Source organism: Specibacter sp. NPDC078692, from assembly GCF_040686835.1.
In the GTDB taxonomy this organism is placed as follows: domain Bacteria; phylum Actinomycetota; class Actinomycetes; order Actinomycetales; family Micrococcaceae; genus Specibacter.
The window spans coordinates 1-16,337 of sequence record NZ_JBFBLV010000022.1 but is presented as its reverse complement, the minus strand read 5'-3'; the positions used below and the strand labels follow the sequence as shown (position 1 = coordinate 16,337).

Sequence of the window (16,337 nt, the reverse complement as noted above, 5' to 3'; positions counted from 1 at the left end):
CATGGACTACTTTTCAATCAATTCCCTGCGTGAGAATCACGCCGGCTGGTCCCTGCTCCGTGCCCAAAACGCACCCCTCGCGTTGGTGTTCTTCATGACGGCATTCACGGACCCGAATCAGCGCAATCTGGGCCGCCAAGATCTGATCGAGGTCCTTGAGGATGTGTTGTTCAGTTTGCGGGATTCCCTCGGTGAGGACAGATTCCCTCGCTCGGCAGGCGAATACCTAGACGACTGGGCCGAACCTGCCAAAGCCTGGCTCAGAAAGTTCTACACCGACAACCGTGACGAACCCGTCTATGACCTCACAGCCTCCACCGAAGACGTGATCCGCTGGGTGGAATCGTTGCGTGGCCGCGACTTCGTCCCCACCCAATCACGGCTGTCCAGCATCTTCAATCTACTCAAAACCCTGGTCCACGGGTCAGAGACCGATCCCGAAGCGCGCCTCGCTGAACTGCAGCGCCAACGCGATGAGATCGATGCCCAAATGGAACTTATTCGCTCCGGAACCATCCCCGTCATGACCGGCCCCGAAGCCGTAGACCACTTCCATCAGCTCACCACCCAGGCCAAGGACCTGCTCTCTGACTTCCGCGAAGTGGAGGCGAATTTCCGCAAGCTGGACCGCAATCTGCGCGAACAGATCTCCATGTGGGAAGGCGGCCAGGGCGATCTTCTGGAGTCGATCTTCTCCTCCCAACAGGACATCAGCGGCTCCCTCCAAGGACGTACTTTTCAAGGATTTTGGGACTACCTGATGTCCCCACAGCTTCGCTCTGAATTGCACGAACTCCTGGACCGGGCCACCCAGATCGAAGCACTGGCAACTCAAGAGGGTCTGCACTCGATCACCTCGATGCAAAAGGACTGGCTGCCCGCGGTCGAACAGACCCAGTCCACGGTCCGCCAACTCTCAGCCCAGATAAGGCGTCTGCTCGATGACAAAGTATTCCTGGAGAATAAGCGCATCATGGCGTTGATCCGCAACATTGAATCTGGCGCCGTCGCGGTCCGTGCCACTCCGCCGCCCGGGGCCTTCGCCGAATTGGCCGGCCATGATGTGCCGGTCGCGCTGCCGTTCGAACGCCCGCTGTACGAACCCAGCCGCCAAACCCCCATTGACGACGCCGTCGAAGTCGCCGAGGACCTCGATGTGGACGCGCACGCGCTCTTTGACCAGTTCCATGTGGACCCACAAAAGCTCGAAGCCCACATTGATGCGGTCTTGGCCGACGCCGAGCAAGCCACCTTGGCGGACGTTGCTGACGCTTTCCCGCTCAGCCAAGGTTTGGCCGAACTCGTCACCTATTTCCAGCTCGCTACCGAATCAAAATCTGCAACCATCGACCCAGACTCATCTCAAACACTTTCCTGGACGCTCCCCGACGGCAGTCTGAGGGAAGCCACCGTTGAAAAAATCATTTTTGTGAGGCCATCATGACCGCCGCCCTTGAAACCAACCTCGAAGCTGAAGAAAACCCGGAATCAGGGCAGCGAACCCCCGATGGTCTTCCTCTGGTTGTCACCAAGCTGTTCAAAGGGGTCGTCTACCGCGAGGGGGATGAAAAGCTGTGGCAGCGTCTCATGGCATTGTCCGCCCAAACGCGCGACTATGTTGCTGTGCTGGGCCTGGAACTGGTCCTCGATGACACCGAAGGGTACGCCTTCTTGCGTTCACATCCGGACGCCGATGCTGACCTGCCACGCCTAATCCCCCGCCGCCAGCTGACCTTCCATGTGAGCCTCCTCCTAGCCCTGTTGCGCGCCCGGCTGGCCGAATTTGACCAACAAAACAGCGAGACCAGGCTCATTATGACCACCGCACAAATTGCTGACATGGTCTCCGTATTTCTGCCCGAATCCAGCAACGAGGCCCGTGTTCTGGACCAACTGGCCACGAACATCAAAAAGGTCACCGAACTTGGTTTCCTGCGTAAGCTCCGCGGCCAGGATCAAACGTATGAGGTGGCCCGTATCCTCAAGGCCTATGTGGACGCGCAGTGGCTCGAGGAGTTCGACGCACGGCTCGCCGACTACCGCGCCGCCCTCGACGGCGAGACCTCACCAGCCAGCAAGGCAAAAGCACAGTCGAAGGCGGCCACAGCATGAGCACGCAAACTCAGCAAGGACTCTTCAGCCTCGATGACCTCACCACGGACGACGCCGGCACTCGGCCAGGCTTTCGGCTGCACCGTTTGGAGCTGCTCAACTGGGGCACCTTTAATAAGGACGTGCGGACCTTCCGACTGGACGGGGAAAACAGCCTGCTCACCGGCGATATCGGCTCCGGAAAATCCACGGTGGTGGACGCCATCACCACCCTTTTGTTGCCAGCCAACCGGATTGAGTACAACAAGGCTGCCGGTGCGCAAAAGAAGGAACGCAGCCTCATGTCCTATGTGCGCGGCTTCCACAAAAGCGCACGTAGCGGTATCGGGGACGCCTCACGTCCGGTTGCACTGAGAGGTCCGGGTACCTTCACTGTGGTGCTGGGCGTCTTCCACAACGCCACGTTGAACAAAAGCATCACCTTGGCCATCACCTTGTGGGCCACACAGGAGGCCGGGCAACCCACCCGTTTCTACTCCATCGCCGAGGGTGAGCAATCCATCAAGGGTGACTTCTCCGATTTTGGCACCGACCTTGCCAAGCTCAAGCGGCGGCTGCGCAATGACGGCGTCGACGTTTTTGATGTGTTTGAAAAGTACGGGGCCGCCTTCAAGCGCCACTTCGGTATTAGTTCCGCTCAAGCCATGGATCTGTTCCACCGCACCGTCTCCATGAAGCAGGTGGAGAACATCACCCACTTTGTGCGCACCAACATGCTTGAAGAGGACGATGTCGAAACACGCATCAAGAACCTCCTCCACCATTTTGATGACCTGAAGAAAGCCCACGATGCCGTGTTGCGGGCCAAGGATCAGATCCGCATGCTTGAACCTGTTCGGGACAACGCTGCCCGCCACCAAGAGCTGACGGCGGACCACCTCAAGTCACAGCAGCAGCGTGACCAGCTCTCCCCGTGGTTCACCTCCCGCAAGCTGCAACTCAGTGAGGCACACCTGCTGGAATTGGAGCGTGCCGCAGCCAAGGTCACTGAGCAGCAAAACGCGCTCAACGCCGAATTGGGCAGCTTCAACCGGGAACTGGCGGATCTGCGCGATGACATTCGCACCAGCGGCGGCGGGCGGATCGCGGCCATTGATGCTGAACTGGCGCGCATGAGCATCGAATCAGGGGCCCAGCGCGAGCGGTACGCCACCTACTCCGACGCAGCAACAGTTCTTGGCCTCTTTGAACCTGAGGACCAAGTGGTCTTTGACGCCAATGCAGCAGCCTTGCCGGGGGTGGAGAAACATCTTTTTGAGGCCAATGCCGAGCTGCAAGGACAACGCACAGCACTTGACCGCCAACGTTCTGATGCAGCCGAACAGGTGAAGGACCACACCGAAGAACTCAAAAGCCTACTGAACAGGCAAAACCTGCTGCCCGGTTGGCTGATTGCGCTGCGCAAAAAACTTTGCGATGGCACCGGCATCACCGAATCTGAACTGCCCTTCGCTGGCGAACTCATGAAGGTCCGTGAATCCGAAGCTGCTTGGGAAGGCGCCGCCGAGCGAACTCTGCATGGTTTCGCACTATCCCTGCTGGTTACCGGTCAGCACTATTCCGCCGTCAGCGACTGGGTGGATTCAAACAACCTCCGTGCCCGGCTGGTCTATCTCAAGGTCAGCGAGAATGCCACCCCGCGCCCTGTCGCTGCTGACACATTGGCCGGAAAAATCAGCATCAAACCGGGCACGCCGCTTCGCGAATTCTTGCTAGATGAGCTGGGCCGAAGATTTGACCACCAATGCTGTGAAACCATGGCCGAGTTCCGCCGCTATCCCAAGGCGCTGACCCTCAACGGTCAGCTCAAAAGCGGTGGCGGACGCCACGAGAAGGACGACCGCAAGGCGCTCACCGACCGTTCCAGCTACGTCCTGGGCTGGGACAACCACGATAAAATTGCCCGGTTGCGTACAGCGTTGGAGCAGGCCGAAGGTCAGGTCCGCACTGCAGGGGATGGGCTGGGCCGCGTCGATCAACAGCTTGGTAATCTGGGACGTCAGCAACGGCTCATCGGGACCATCTCTGCCGTCGCAAATTTCACGGACTTGAACTGGGAAGCCACGGTGCGGGCCATCTCCGCCTTGGAGGAGGAGAAGTCCGCGCTGGAATCCTCCAGCGATATCCTGCGTGAACTCACTCGCAGAGAGGGCGAAACCGCCACTCGTGTGGAAAAAGCCACCGAGAAACTGCGCACCCTGATGGAGCGAATTGGCTCCAATAAGGCGGATATTCGTACCTTGGCTGAGCAGATTACCGACTGCCGTGAATCGCTTGCTGAAACACCGTTGACGGCCGACGCCGGGCTGTTGGCTGAGCTGGGCAAACTCACCACTGCGGCACTCGAGTCCGGAACCTTGACGTACAAGAACACCGCCAAGATTGAAAGCAAGGTTCGGGATTCCCTCACTAGGAGCATCGACGGCCTGAGCCGGCGGATGAGTACCGCGGAAGGCATCACCATCCGGTTCATGACGGATTTCCGCAACAAGTACCCTGCCGAGACCACAGAGCTAGACGCGTCGCTTGAAGCCGCTGGCGAGTTCAACAAGATCCTCACGCAACTGGTGGAGAACGATCTGCCTCGCTTTGCTGAACGGTTCAAGGAATCGCTGACGCAGAACACCATTCACGAGATCGTGGCCTTCAACGCGTTCTTGGATGCCCGCAAACAGGACATCGTCTCCCGTATCACCGAAATCAATGAGTCCTTGGCTCGAATTGAATACAACACCGGCCGGCACATTCAGCTGGAGCCACAGCCCACCGGGGATCCGGAAGTGCGCGAGTTCGGCACCGATCTCCGAGCCTGTTCCGAAGGGTCCATCGGCGCCCAGGAACAATATTCTGAGCAAAAGTTCCTGCAGGTTGAGGCGCTGGTGGATCGTTTCCGTGGCCGCGAGGGACTCACCAATCTGGATGAGCGCTGGACGGCGAAGGTCACCGACGTGCGCAACTGGTTCACTTTCTCTGCTTCCGAAAAGTGGACGGAGACCGGTGAAGAACACGAACATTTCACCGATTCCGGCGGCAAGTCCGGCGGGCAAAAGGAAAAGCTGGCCTACACGATCCTCGCGGCCGCCCTGGCGTTCCAGTTCGGGATCGCGGCTGGCCCAGGCAATCAGCGCAGCTTCCGATTTGTGGTCATTGACGAAGCGTTCGGGCGCGGATCGGACGAGTCCGCCAAGTACGGGCTGGAGCTGTTTAAACGCCTCAAATTGCAGCTGCTCATTGTCACCCCCTTGCAAAAGATCCACGTCATTGAGCCGTTCGTGGCCAATGTGGGGTTTGTCGCCAACGAAACCGGGGCGGATTCTCAGCTGCGCAACATGACGATTCACGAATACCGGGCTGAACGGGACAAGCGTGGCCGCTAAAACCTCTGGGTGGACTTCACCTGGCGATGTGCGGGCCGCAGCATTGCGCGCGTGGAACAGCGGTGAGCTCCTGCGGGAGTTTCACGCGCCCACGGGACTGCATCCCCGGCGTCGAACTTTGAAGCATCCCAGTGCCACCGCGCTGCGCACCGACTATGCGCTGGCCGCGGCGTGGGCTGCCTCCTGGGATCCGGCACCCCGCGGCGCAACCTTGGAGTACGTCACGGTCGGGGCAACCACCATTGGCGCCAACACGTTACCCGCCGCAGCCGTGTTCGCTTCGGCTGCGGAAGAAATTTCCTTCCTGGGACTCGGACGCGAAGCTGCCAGATTCCTGGAATTGGCCCGCACCCTCGTAACCCTCGACCCAAAGTTGGAAGCGTGGGCCTTGCGCCATCCGCTGGACGTTCTCAGGCAGGGCGAAGACGCGTTGATTGCCGCCCGCGTGGCCCTCTGGATGGTGGCCAATCCGGTCCCCGGGATTTACCTGCGGCAACTGTCCCTGCCAGGGGTTCACACCAAGTTCGTGGAAAACCACCGTAAGCTCATCGATTCGATGGTGTCGGTATTGGCACCTGAGCGGGCGCTATTGGGCAAGAATTATTCGCGCAGACATGGTTTTCTGGCAGCTCCAGAACGGGTCAGGCTGCGTTTCCTTGACCCTGTCCTAGAGCTGTCACCAGGTGTGGCAGATATCGAGGTGAGCGCCGCAGCGTTCATGGCGATGCGCCCAGATGTGGACCGAATTATCACTACCGAGAACCTGGTCAATTTCCTGGCGCTACCTCAAATGCCGCGCACCCTGGCCGTTTTTGGTGGCGGGTACGGCTTCGAAGGCATCCGGGACGCTGCCTGGCTGACTGATGTTGAGGTGTTGTATTGGGGCGATATTGACACTCATGGCTTTAGTATTCTCAGCCAGCTGCGTTCCCATCACCCCCGCGTGCGCAGCATCCTCATGGATGAGGAAACCCTGCTTGCTCACAGCGATTTTTGGGGCCGTGAAGCCACCCCCAACCATGGGGCACTGAACCATTTGACCGCTGATGAGCACGCCGTTTACGCAAATCTGCAGAATGGAACGTACCAGCCATTGCTGCGTCTTGAGCAGGAACTACTGAACTGGGAGTACGTGTTGAAACGGCTCAAGGGACCGCCCCACGCCTAGCCCTAACGAGTTCACAACTTGCCATTTGCCCCGCCACAATGGTGGGCTGGAACCATGAAAAGGCTATTGGGGATTCTGGCACTGACACTTTTAACCCTGCTCGGTGTGGCTCCGGCTGCACTGGCGGATACCCCCACGGAGATCGTGGTGGAGGACACCGCGGGTGTGCTGTACCAGCCGCAATTGCTGCCGGCCTTGGAGAAGATTGATTTCCATTCCCCCACCACCGTAGTGATTTACACCCGAAACGGTGACTATAGCGACAACTTCAACGAGGAAGTCCTGCGCTACGCCCGGGCCAACCACCCAGAATGGATCAGCACCGATGGGCAAAAGTGGGCCGATGGGCTGTTCATCTTTGCTTTCGACCCCCAAGGACGCCAAGTAGGCACGTACATGGGCGAGGACCGGAAGGTGTCACTGGCAAAACGTGAAGCCATCCAAGAATCTGTGAAGGACCTATTCCGCGAAGCCCAGTGGACCGATGGCACCATCACCGGCGTTAAGAAGGCCGCGAAGCTGATCAACCAACCGTGGTATCAATCAGCCGGTTTCATCATCACCACCAGCGTCGTGGGCGGCGTCGCCCTCTTGGGATTTGGTGCCCGAGCTGCCGTCCGCAGCAAAAACCGCACCAAGGCGGCCGAGCATCTCAAACGCGGTGACGCCAGTTTTTCCAGTGTGAGTTTGGCCCTGGAGACCACGGAACTGAACGCCAAAACCATCCCGGATACCTCCACATACGGTGCCCTCGTACTGGAAAAGTACCGTGATTTCAGCTCCCGTTATAACGAGGCCAGTGTGCTCAACCAACAGGTCCATGCCTTCACCAAAAAGGAATTGTCACAAGGCGCCAACGTGAAAATCGTGGGAAAGTACGCGGATCTCGCTGAGGAACTGGACACCCTGGACGATGTCATTGGCGACACCAACACCCTTCTCAACCGCTTTTCCGGATGGGAAGGTGCCTGGGAGCGGCAGTCACAGCCACTACTTGATGACCTCAACCAGCTGCCAACATTGGTCAGCCAACGCGAAGCCAAAGGCCTGCCCACCACCCTTGCGATCGACTCCCTCCACGCGCAAAAGACGAGCGAACTTCAGCATCTAGGAGCCTCTTTTCAAGAAGGTAAACTCTCACCGGAAGAGGCTCTTGATAAGTTGCGGGATCTTCGCAAAGAACTGACGGCAGTGCTGCAACAGCATTCGGAGGCCATGATTGAAAAATTCGCTAAGACCAAATCCGAAAAATCTCAGATGCGTCTAGCCATGGATATCAGCCGCAAGAGCGCATATCGCAGCAGCTCCCCCACCATCCTTGGCTCGGTCTACGGCTGGAGCTCCTACTACTCGGTGCCTTCCTTCAGCACCGGCTACAGCACGGGCCGGAGCCAGGTGAAAACGGCCCGCAGCAACTCCAGTTCCGGTAGCAGCTCCGGCTACGGTTCCAGCGGTGGCAGCTTCTCCGGCTCCGGCAGCTCATCCCGCTTCTAGGGGCCAGGTTCTGCCCAGCTCCCCAAGCACGGATTCTTCCTGCACGACGCCGGTTCCCGTCCAGCGCCCCCACCTCCCCCAAGGCGCGCCGGTGTTACCTTCACACAGTTGGCTTCACACTGAGAGAGCGTTCGCCGAAAACCCGCCATTGCTGCACTAGCGTCAGATGAAAAGCCACCATTGCTGCGATAGCGTCGCCAGGGAGCGTCGCGAGGGAGAGCCGCCGGGGAGGGTCAAGAGGGTCAGGAGGGCAGCGCCTCGGGGTTGACCGGATGCGGCGGCAGCTCGCCCTTAGCCATGGCGATGGCATTCTCCGCCGCCAGCACCGCCATTTTGGCCCGGACAGGGCCCGTGGCACTGCCAATATGAGGCAGCAGCACCGTGTTGGGAAGTTCGGCGAGTCCAGGTGCCAATGCCGGTTCATTCTCGTAAACATCCAGGCCCGCGCCAGCAATGACGCCTTCGCGCAGGGCTGTCACCAGCGCCGCTTCATCCACCACCGGGCCGCGGGCAGTGTTGATCAAGATCGCGCCCGGCTTCATGGCCGCCAGCACAGAAGCATCCACCAAATGCCGGGTGTCCTCGGTCAGCGGCACGTGCAGGGACAAGTAGTCAGACTGGGCCACCACATCCTGCCACGGCAGCTGACGGACCTTTCCAGCGAACTCTCCCAGCTCTTCATCGGAGACAATACGCTCCGCTGGCGGGCGCGGCGAGAACACCACGTCCATGCCAAAGCCCAGCGCCCGGCGGGCCGTAGCGCGGGCGATCCTACCGAATCCGGCCAGCCCCAGCACCTGCCCTGCAACGTCGCTACCAATCATCAGCTCGGGTTTCCACCCAATAAATTCGCCGGCACGGACCAGTGCATCTGCTTCCACGACTCGGCGGGCCGTACCCAGCAGGAGCAGCAGTGCAATATCGGCCGTGGCGTCGGTGAGGACGCCCGGGGTGTTAGCTACCAGAATGCCCTTGGCGGTGGCAGCGGCTACGTCAATGTTGTTAAAGCCTACGGCGTAGTTGGAGATTCCCCGTAGCTTGGCATCGGCCAGCAGTTCCGTGTCGATGGTGTCAGCCAATTGGGACACCAGCACGTCATAGTCGCCGCTGGCACACAGGGCACGCAGTTCAGCCGTGTTCGGGGCGGTCGGCAATACGGTGAGCTCACCGGCGTCGCGCATTATTTGCAGACCAGACTCTGGGATGCTTTCAGTAACTAAGAATCGAAGGGCCATGCCTGTTTACTCCTTGAGGTTGACTGCCAGTTCCGCAGGGGCCGAGTCAATCGGTTCCGCGGCAGAATCTTCAATGTATCGCTTTGCGTTGATCATGACGGCACCGGTCATCATGACCGTCATACAGACACCCAGCGTGGCGAACGATGCGGCCCAGGATCCAGTGGCCTCGTGGATGGTGCCGAAGAACAGCGGCGCGATCCCAGCCCCCGCATAGCCCAGACCCTGGCTGAAGCCGGACAAAACCGAGGAACCGTGGGTTGTCCGCGAGCGCAGATTCACCATGAGTAGTGCCGTAGCGAAGGTGCCCTGACCCAGTCCGGAGAATGTCACCCACAGCCAGGTCCCTTCCACGGGTGAAAGGTACAGGCCCAGATGTCCGGCGGCCCAGAACAGCGCGAAGAGGCTGATGGCCACGATCGGATTCTTCATGCGCGGCACCCAGAGCGGGACCAGCAAGCTCACCGGCAGGCCGAGGATGGCGAAGTAGGCCAGCGCCGTACCTGCCGTGGCCGCATCGAGCCCCTGCCCGGTAAGGTAGGGCGGCAGCCACGTGAAGTAAACATAGGTTTGGGCCGAGTTTCCGGCCAAGAAGATCGCCAGGCCCCAAGCCACCGGAGAACGCCACGGCCGCAACTTCGGTGTGGCTGCGGAACCCGCAACCGCATCAGCTGTGAGGTGGGCTGCCTGCTCGCCGGAACCGCCGGGGTCAACACTGCGTTCCTTGCGATCCCGTACAAACTGGATGATCCAGGGCAGCAGCACCAGCAGGCTCACCGTAGCCCACATGCCAATGGACACCCGCCAATTGCTCAGGCCCGCCACCGGGACAGCCAGCTGCGGACTGATCGCGGTGCCCACGGACAGCAGTGTCACATACCCGGCCGTGACCACACCCACACGGTCCGGGAAGTACTTCTTCACCAGCGGCGGCAGCACCACGTTGCCAATGCCATAGCCGGCCATGACCACGGCCGTGAACCCCAGAAAGGGCCAGACCTGGTCAGTGGCGGAGCGCGCCACTTGCCCCAAAACAGCAAGCACGACGGCGGCTACCAATGCCTTTTCGAGCCCGAACCGGCGGATCAATACAGGGGTCAGCAGCCCGAAGAACGCAAACATCAGCGGCGGCAACATGGCCAGCAGACCTGTTGATCCGGCGTCGAAGCCCAGCTCTCCGCTGAGCTCTCCGAGCAATGGCGGCACCACAGAAACAGCGGTGCGCAGGCTCAACGCCATGACCATGATGCCCAAAAGTGCGCCGATGCGACCTGCCCACGGACGTTTTAGAAGAAAATTGCTCACCGCTCAACACTAGTCAATGGTGTGCAGCTCCCGGACCGCGCCCGCACCCGGACGCCGTCGTTCGCAGAGACAGCACCTTCCCTCTAGTTTTTCTGCAAGATCATGCACAAAAAAGGCCGCGTGGGCTTAGTATGGAGCCACAGGCCACTCAAGGGCCTGAGGGAACTTAGGGCCAGTTGCGGGAAAGTCGGAACCACCATGAACGTTGTCGAACTGGGCGCGGCCTTACGGGCCCGGCGCCGGTCCTTGAATCTGACACAGAATGAGACCGCCGATCTCGCCGACATCTCCACCCGAGTGCTGAGCGATCTGGAAAATGGGCGCGAAACCGTCCGCCTGGACATCCTGACCGCCGTGGCGGCTGCCCTCGGCATGAGCCTGACGCTAGCGGTGACCCGGTGAAGAACCTCGACTACGCCAAAGCCGTCACCCGGGCTGTCATCTACAAGCGCGGGATAGCCGCGGCGACGCTGACCCGGCAAGCTGGTCTGGGCGTGGTTTTCGCCTACCTGCCGGAATATCTGGCGTCAGGTGGCCCCGGCATCGCTTCCACCCTGCCCGCCCTGGATGTCCCCGTGACGTTGAGCCACGGCAGCGTGCCAGCCTTTTTCGCAGGGCTGCTGCCGGAGGGTGAGCGCTTAGCCAAGCTGCGGTGGGCCGTCAAAACCACCATGGATGACGAGTTTTCCCTGCTCGTGGCAGCCGGGGAGAACCCTCTGGGCGATGTTCAGATTGTTGCCGCCGGGCAGCAGCCGGAGACCATCCCGTCCCTGCTGACGGTCACCAAGACCATGGACGACATCAACTTTTCCGACTTTGCCGCAGTTCCTGGCCCGGTTGATCTCTCGGTTCTGCCCGGGTTGCAGGACAAGGTCACCGCCTCCTACCGCCACGACAAGGACCCCACCCGCGCCTACATCCTCAAATTCAACGACGGCAGCCACCACCGTCAGGTCGAGACCGAACATCTTCTCCTCACCAAGGCCCGTGGGCTGTCCATCCCTATCGCCGATGCCCGCTTGGTGTACGACGGCGTTGGCCAAGCCGCGCTGCTCGTCTCCCGTTTTGACCGGTCCCCCGGTGGGCCGTTAGCGGTGGAAGACGGCGCCCAGCTGCTGGGTCTGGGACCGAGCCGTAAGTACGCGGTGCCCAGCGAGGCTGTCGCCGCCGCCGCCATCAGCATGTGCTCATCCCAAGCCCTGGCCGCCCGAAATATTTTCTTGCAGTTCCTCTTTGCCTGGCTCACCGGCAATGGCAACCTCCACGCCAAGAACATCTCCGTGGTGCAACAACCCAGTGGCGAATGGCGCGTGGCCCCGGCCTACGATCTGCAGTGCACGCTGGCCAGCGAAATTGAACAGGGCTTCGCAGCAGGCGTTCCCGGCGGCATCCTGACCGACCTCATAGACGGTGACCCCTCACGCGACCCGGGCATGGCCCTGCCCGTGGGCGGCAGCGCCGGCAGCCGCACGGGACTGAACCGCAACGATTGGCTACGATTTGGCCGGTCCCTGCACATCCCCGAAAGACTCGTGGGCAAGTGCATCGACAAAGCTTTGGACGCCTCCTTGTTGACCACGGCGGAACTGCCGTTTGAGCGGCACGTAAGTGCCGCCGTCGTCCGTGTCTTGGGTATTCGGCGCGCTGCCATCAAACGATAACGGCCCGTAGGGTTCCTTCCAACGAGCCTAAATACTTTTACTGACGAAATGACGCTAAAATGTCACTATGCCACGAATAGCCGCCCCCACGAACGCGGCGCAGCGCGAGCAAACGCAGCGCAAAATCCTCAACGCGTTCGGCGAACTTCTGTTTACCCATGGACTGCCGGGCCTGACAATGACCGATGTTGCCAGGACCGCCGGTGTGGGAAGAACCGCCGTCTACAATTATTTTGCCGATCTGGAACAACTTCTGGTGGCGTATGCGTTGGATGAGACCGGCAAGTTTGTCGTTGACCTCCGGGCCAGCCTTGACGGTCTGGAGAATCCGGTAGACCGCCTGGCGGTGTACGTGCGGGCGCAGATGGAGGATCTCACTCGGCGCCACCTGCCACCCGGTCCCGCCATGCGTTCGGTGCTTTCGAATGAGTCGTTCGCCAAGTTGGGCGTACATGTGGGCGAACTCAACACCATACTGATGGATATTCTGCGCGCCGGAATGGCCCAGCGCTATCTGCCCGAATCCGACGTTGAAGGGCTCGTGCAATTGATCCACGGCTCCTTGACCACCAGCGCCTCCCGCCGCAATGCTGATACCCCGGATGAGGACCACATCACCGGGGCCGTCAGGTTCATTCAGGCCGGGGTGGGCGCCACCTTTGACGCCGACGGCCGCCCCATCCAACGGGCCTAGGGTTTCCACCGCGTCAGAGTCTCCCTGACGTGAAGTTTGTCGACGACTAGGGTTTCCCGGAAGGCTCAATCGGCGGGCCGCTTGGAGCACCGCTCGGGGGATCGCTTGGCGCCGGGCTCAGCCGTGGACAGGACAATACTCCGGCACTTTGATTCACCTCTGGGGCTGCTACGAGGCTGCCAAATTGGCTGGTCAGCACCACATCCACGGTGGCGTCTTCGCGATCATCTTCGACGTATTCGCTGTTGGGGAAGTTACGCTGCAAGTTAAAGGCTGCGGCGTGGCCGCTCGGACCGGAAATGACCACCGTTGGCGCCAATAGCGCCAAGTCATGGTTATCAATTTTCTGAACCTGGTACCCGCGCTTTTTCAGCTCCTCCCCCACCTTTCCCGCCATACCTTCGACGCTGCCACCGTTGTAGACGTTGACCGCGACTGCAGTATTTGCTGGATAATCCAGCGTTTCGGTGGGGCAGGCAAAAGGCGTGGGGCTGGGACGTCCGGAGCCTATTTTCAGATCCAGCTCGCCCCGCTGAATCATGCCCACCAAGACCAATCCGGCCACCACCAAGGACAGCAGCAGCACCAGCACCACGGCGTGCGTGATGCGCCGGCGCACGGTACTCGTTGGCAGTTCGGGAGTTTCTGGCTCCGGGAAGGCCTCCGCTAGGCCTCTGGAATCCACAATGTGGTGCCCACGCCAAGTGGTGCCGTCTTTGACCTTTTTGCGCTGCATACGCAGCTCGTAGGCCTCATCCTTGGCTTGACGGCGCGCAACCCGCTCGGCCCGTCGTCGCTGCCGAGCCGTCAGCAGGACGTCATCGTCCCCTGCAGGGCTCGTTGCGGCGGGATTATTCGCGGGACCATCCGAAGATTCCCCCGCGGGCAGCCTAGTCATCGATGACCAGTACCCGGGCATGCAAAATGGTGCGCTGGTGCAGAGCAGTCCGCACCGCCCGGTGTAGGCCGTCCTCGAGGTACAGTGTGCCGCGCCATTGAACAACGTGCGGGAACAAGTCGCCAAAGAACGTGGAGTCCTCAGCCAGCAGGGCTTCTAGGTCTAGCTGCGCCTTTGTCGTGACCAGTTCGGCCAAGCGAACTTGGTGTGGCGCCACACCAGCCCAGTCCTTGGGCGTGATGTAGCCATGGTCCGGGTAAGGGCGTTTGTCGCCAACAGCTTTGAATATCACCTCCCCAGACTAGGGACAAGTGTGGGTGAAAGGAACTGTGTCACCCTCCAGCGCCACGGTGTGTTGCAAAATGGTTACCGAAAGTGGCTCTTAGGCACCACTGCTGGGAACATGGTGGCATGACAATCGCGCACCCTCCCCTTGCCCTGCTCCTTGATGTTGACGGCCCACTGGCCAGCCCCGTCACTCGCCGCGTGTCCGAGGACATCATCGAGAGCTTGATCGAATTGCTTCGTCGAGGCATTCCGGTGGTGTTCAACACCGGCCGTTCCGACGCTTTCATCTCCGAACAGCTCATGCATCCCATGCTGGAGGCCGGGCTGCCTGCTGGTTCCGTAGTCCACGCCATTTGCGAGAAGGGCGCCGTCTGGTTCAGTTTCACCCCCGATGGCCCCGGCCCCATCCACGTCGATAAGTCTTTGGCCATGCCGACCGGTTTTGGTGACGACATCCGCAACCTCGTGGCGGATTCCTACGCCGAGCACATGTTCTTCGACGAGACTAAGCGGGCGATGGTCTCGGTGGAGCAGCACATTGAGGTAGAGAGCAGCGTGTATTTGGCTGAGCAGAAGAAGTTCGACGCCGATGCGTTGACTCTGCTGGCAGCGCACGGTTTGGGTGCGGTGCGCCTTGATCATCGAGCACCCGGGTCAACTGGCAGCGTTGACTACCGCGTGGATCCGTCCATCATTTCCACGGATATTGAATCGGTGCGGTTGGGCAAGGATTTGGGCGCTAGCCGGGCCGTGGAGCTACTGGCTGCTCAGGGAATTGTCCCGGAGGCGTGGCGGACGGTGGGAGATTCCCGTACGGATTACGCCATGGCTGACTGGTTGCACCACCAGGACCACGCCGTGAAGCACATTGATGTTCGCCCGGCCGAAGGCGTGCCGGAGAAGCCCTACCCGGTCAAGACCGCTGCAGATCTGGAACTGGGCGATGACATTATCAACGACTTCGCCGGGGCAGCGTTTCTGCAGTTCTGGCTGGATGGCCTGGCCAAGTAGCTTCACCGCTTGGGCCGGACCGGGCCTGGCTCGGCCGGGTCTGGCCGGACTGGGTCTGGCCGGGCCGGGCCGGACCGGGCCTGGCTCGGCCGGGTCTGGCCGGACTGGGTCTGGCCGGGCCGGGCCGGACCACGCAGCCGGGTGAATGTGCAGTTAGCGCTCGTTGACCCTTTAAGCGAGAGCAGCTTCCACAGCGGCTACCAGCTCGGGTGAGTCCGGCGTGACGGCAGATTCAAAACGGGCTTGCAGGCCGCCGTCGTTCGTGATCAGGAACTTCTCAAAGTTCCATTTGATCGGCGCGGCACCGTTGTCGGTGAGCAGAGCGAAAATGGGGTTGGCATCGGCGCCGTTCACATCGGTCTTGGCGGCAAGCGGGAAGGTCACCCCGAAGTTCTTGCGGCAGAACTCAACAATTTCCTCTTCCGTGCCGGGCTCCTGACCGCCGAACTGGTTGCAGGGGACGCCAACAACGCTCAAACCCTGGTCGCGATACTTTTCATGGAGGGCCTCAAGGGCGTCGTACTGCTTAGTGAAGCCACATTCTGAGGCCACATTGACCAGCAGCACGGCTTTGGTAGCCAAAGCAGGCAGCGTTGTAGCTGTGCCGTCGTTGAGAGTAAGGGGCAGAGTGTTCAAGGTTTGCGTAGTCACAGCCTGAGTCTAGCGCCGGGACAGTGGCTGGGTCCCGCACCTCGACTTTGAGACAGCAGCAAATGCGATCTACACCCCCACCGCCGATTCGACATCGCAGATATGGCGATGAATCCGCGATTTTTACCGCATCGGCTGCAGTTTGGAACCGGGTGCTAGTGGCACGGGATGTCGAATTTTGGCCGCTAACCCCCTCACTCGAGTCCCCAGATATGGCCCCTTTAATCGCATTTTCGGGGCCAGATATGGCGACTCGAAGATGGCGATCGTGGAAGCCACTGACATGCCCGGGCTGTACACCTTTTGGGGGTTAGCGGCCAAAAGGTGTGTATGAAAAGTGGCTTTTGTCCAGTAATCATATGGGATGCAGGGCCTTGTACATGCTTTGAAAGCATGTATGGTGACAGTTCCCAAGAACCACCCCCGTTGTGGTGTATGTACTC

14 protein-coding genes are annotated in these 16,337 nt (G+C 60.4%); 9 read left to right on the top strand and 5 right to left on the bottom strand.

Annotated elements, in window-relative coordinates; all coding sequences use genetic code 11:
- Nucleotide 1: 1 nt before the first annotated feature.
- From AB0O97_RS14420 to AB0O97_RS14400, 5 genes are read left to right on the top strand one after another with little or no spacing between them, the layout of a single operon-like run.
- The gene (locus tag AB0O97_RS14420) at nt 2-1,444 is read left to right on the top strand and encodes a DUF3375 domain-containing protein (protein ID WP_363883603.1); all 1,443 of its coding nucleotides are present in this window, start codon (nt 2-4) and stop codon (nt 1,442-1,444) included.
- Nucleotides 1,441-2,112 carry a DUF4194 domain-containing protein gene (locus tag AB0O97_RS14415; protein ID WP_363883601.1) on the top strand — a complete coding sequence of 224 codons (672 nt, stop codon included), beginning with the start codon at nt 1,441-1,443 and terminating at the stop codon, nt 2,110-2,112. The genes AB0O97_RS14420 and AB0O97_RS14415 overlap by 4 nt, the downstream gene beginning before the upstream one ends.
- Nucleotides 2,109-5,489 (top strand): SbcC/MukB-like Walker B domain-containing protein, encoded by a 3,381-nt coding sequence (locus tag AB0O97_RS14410; protein ID WP_363883599.1) that lies wholly within the window; start codon nt 2,109-2,111, stop codon nt 5,487-5,489. The genes AB0O97_RS14415 and AB0O97_RS14410 overlap by 4 nt, the downstream gene beginning before the upstream one ends.
- Nucleotides 5,479-6,657, top strand: coding sequence for a Wadjet anti-phage system protein JetD domain-containing protein (locus AB0O97_RS14405; protein ID WP_363883597.1), 1,179 nt, complete (start codon nt 5,479-5,481; stop codon nt 6,655-6,657). Before AB0O97_RS14410 ends, AB0O97_RS14405 begins: the two co-directional genes overlap by 11 nt.
- Nucleotides 6,658-6,711: 54 nt before the next feature.
- Nucleotides 6,712-8,151 carry a DUF5129 domain-containing protein gene (locus tag AB0O97_RS14400; protein WP_363883595.1) on the top strand — a complete coding sequence of 480 codons (1,440 nt, stop codon included), beginning with the start codon at nt 6,712-6,714 and terminating at the stop codon, nt 8,149-8,151.
- 242 nt (nt 8,152-8,393) lie between these two features.
- Here the strand turns inward: AB0O97_RS14400 and AB0O97_RS14395 are convergent, their stop codons facing one another.
- Together AB0O97_RS14395 and AB0O97_RS14390 are read right to left on the bottom strand one after the other, a co-directional pair.
- Nucleotides 8,394-9,386 (bottom strand): D-glycerate dehydrogenase, encoded by a 993-nt coding sequence (locus AB0O97_RS14395; RefSeq protein ID WP_363883594.1) that lies wholly within the window; start codon nt 9,384-9,386, stop codon nt 8,394-8,396.
- 6 nt (nt 9,387-9,392) lie between these two features.
- Complete coding sequence (locus AB0O97_RS14390; protein WP_363883593.1) at nt 9,393-10,691, bottom strand: MFS transporter; 1,299 nt, start codon at nt 10,689-10,691, stop codon at nt 9,393-9,395.
- Nucleotides 10,692-10,889: 198 nt separating this feature from the next.
- Here AB0O97_RS14390 and AB0O97_RS14385 point away from each other — a divergent pair, with 198 nt between their 5' ends.
- The 3 genes from AB0O97_RS14385 (at nt 10,890) to AB0O97_RS14375 (ending at nt 13,046) form a co-directional block, all read left to right on the top strand.
- Nucleotides 10,890-11,093, top strand: coding sequence for a helix-turn-helix domain-containing protein (locus tag AB0O97_RS14385; RefSeq protein ID WP_363842683.1), 204 nt, complete (start codon nt 10,890-10,892; stop codon nt 11,091-11,093).
- The gene (locus tag AB0O97_RS14380) at nt 11,090-12,352 is read left to right on the top strand and encodes a HipA domain-containing protein (RefSeq protein ID WP_363883591.1); all 1,263 of its coding nucleotides are present in this window, start codon (nt 11,090-11,092) and stop codon (nt 12,350-12,352) included. Before AB0O97_RS14385 ends, AB0O97_RS14380 begins: the two co-directional genes overlap by 4 nt.
- Before the next feature lie 67 nt (nt 12,353-12,419).
- A complete protein-coding gene (locus AB0O97_RS14375) occupies nt 12,420-13,046 on the top strand; it encodes a TetR/AcrR family transcriptional regulator (RefSeq protein WP_363883589.1) in 627 nt (208 codons plus the stop codon).
- A gap of 46 nt (nt 13,047-13,092) precedes the next feature.
- Here the strand turns inward: AB0O97_RS14375 and AB0O97_RS14370 are convergent, their stop codons facing one another.
- On the bottom strand, nt 13,093-13,944 hold the full coding sequence (locus tag AB0O97_RS14370; RefSeq protein WP_363883587.1) for a LytR C-terminal domain-containing protein: 852 nt from the start codon (nt 13,942-13,944) through the stop codon (nt 13,093-13,095).
- A complete protein-coding gene (locus tag AB0O97_RS14365; protein ID WP_363883586.1) occupies nt 13,937-14,236 on the bottom strand; it encodes a type II toxin-antitoxin system VapB family antitoxin in 300 nt (99 codons plus the stop codon). The genes AB0O97_RS14370 and AB0O97_RS14365 overlap by 8 nt, the downstream gene beginning before the upstream one ends.
- Nucleotides 14,237-14,355: 119 nt before the next feature.
- Between AB0O97_RS14365 and AB0O97_RS14360 the strand changes: the two genes are divergently transcribed.
- On the top strand, nt 14,356-15,243 hold the full coding sequence (locus AB0O97_RS14360) for a hypothetical protein (protein ID WP_363842668.1): 888 nt from the start codon (nt 14,356-14,358) through the stop codon (nt 15,241-15,243).
- 171 nt (nt 15,244-15,414) lie between these two features.
- Here the strand turns inward: AB0O97_RS14360 and AB0O97_RS14355 are convergent, their stop codons facing one another.
- Nucleotides 15,415-15,894, bottom strand: a complete 480-nt coding sequence (locus AB0O97_RS14355) for a glutathione peroxidase (protein ID WP_363842665.1) — start codon at nt 15,892-15,894, stop codon at nt 15,415-15,417.
- Nucleotides 15,895-16,337 lie beyond the last annotated feature (443 nt).

What these genes read in the sequence shown, in the direction of transcription:
- AB0O97_RS14410 (WP_363883599.1), top strand. Translation starts at nt 2,109, where the DNA reads ATGAGCACGCAAACTCAGCAAGGACTCTTCAGCCTCGATGACCTCACC.
- AB0O97_RS14400 (WP_363883595.1), top strand. Translation starts at nt 6,712, where the DNA reads ATGAAAAGGCTATTGGGGATTCTGGCACTGACACTTTTAACCCTGCTC.
- AB0O97_RS14370 (WP_363883587.1), bottom strand. Translation starts at nt 13,944, where the DNA reads ATGACTAGGCTGCCCGCGGGGGAATCTTCGGATGGTCCCGCGAATAAT.
- AB0O97_RS14360 (WP_363842668.1), top strand. Translation starts at nt 14,356, where the DNA reads ATGACAATCGCGCACCCTCCCCTTGCCCTGCTCCTTGATGTTGACGGC.
- AB0O97_RS14375 (WP_363883589.1), top strand. Translation starts at nt 12,420, where the DNA reads ATGCCACGAATAGCCGCCCCCACGAACGCGGCGCAGCGCGAGCAAACG.
- AB0O97_RS14385 (WP_363842683.1), top strand. Translation starts at nt 10,890, where the DNA reads ATGAACGTTGTCGAACTGGGCGCGGCCTTACGGGCCCGGCGCCGGTCC.
- AB0O97_RS14420 (WP_363883603.1), top strand. Translation starts at nt 2, where the DNA reads ATGGACTACTTTTCAATCAATTCCCTGCGTGAGAATCACGCCGGCTGG.
- AB0O97_RS14395 (WP_363883594.1), bottom strand. Translation starts at nt 9,386, where the DNA reads ATGGCCCTTCGATTCTTAGTTACTGAAAGCATCCCAGAGTCTGGTCTG.
- AB0O97_RS14415 (WP_363883601.1), top strand. Translation starts at nt 1,441, where the DNA reads ATGACCGCCGCCCTTGAAACCAACCTCGAAGCTGAAGAAAACCCGGAA.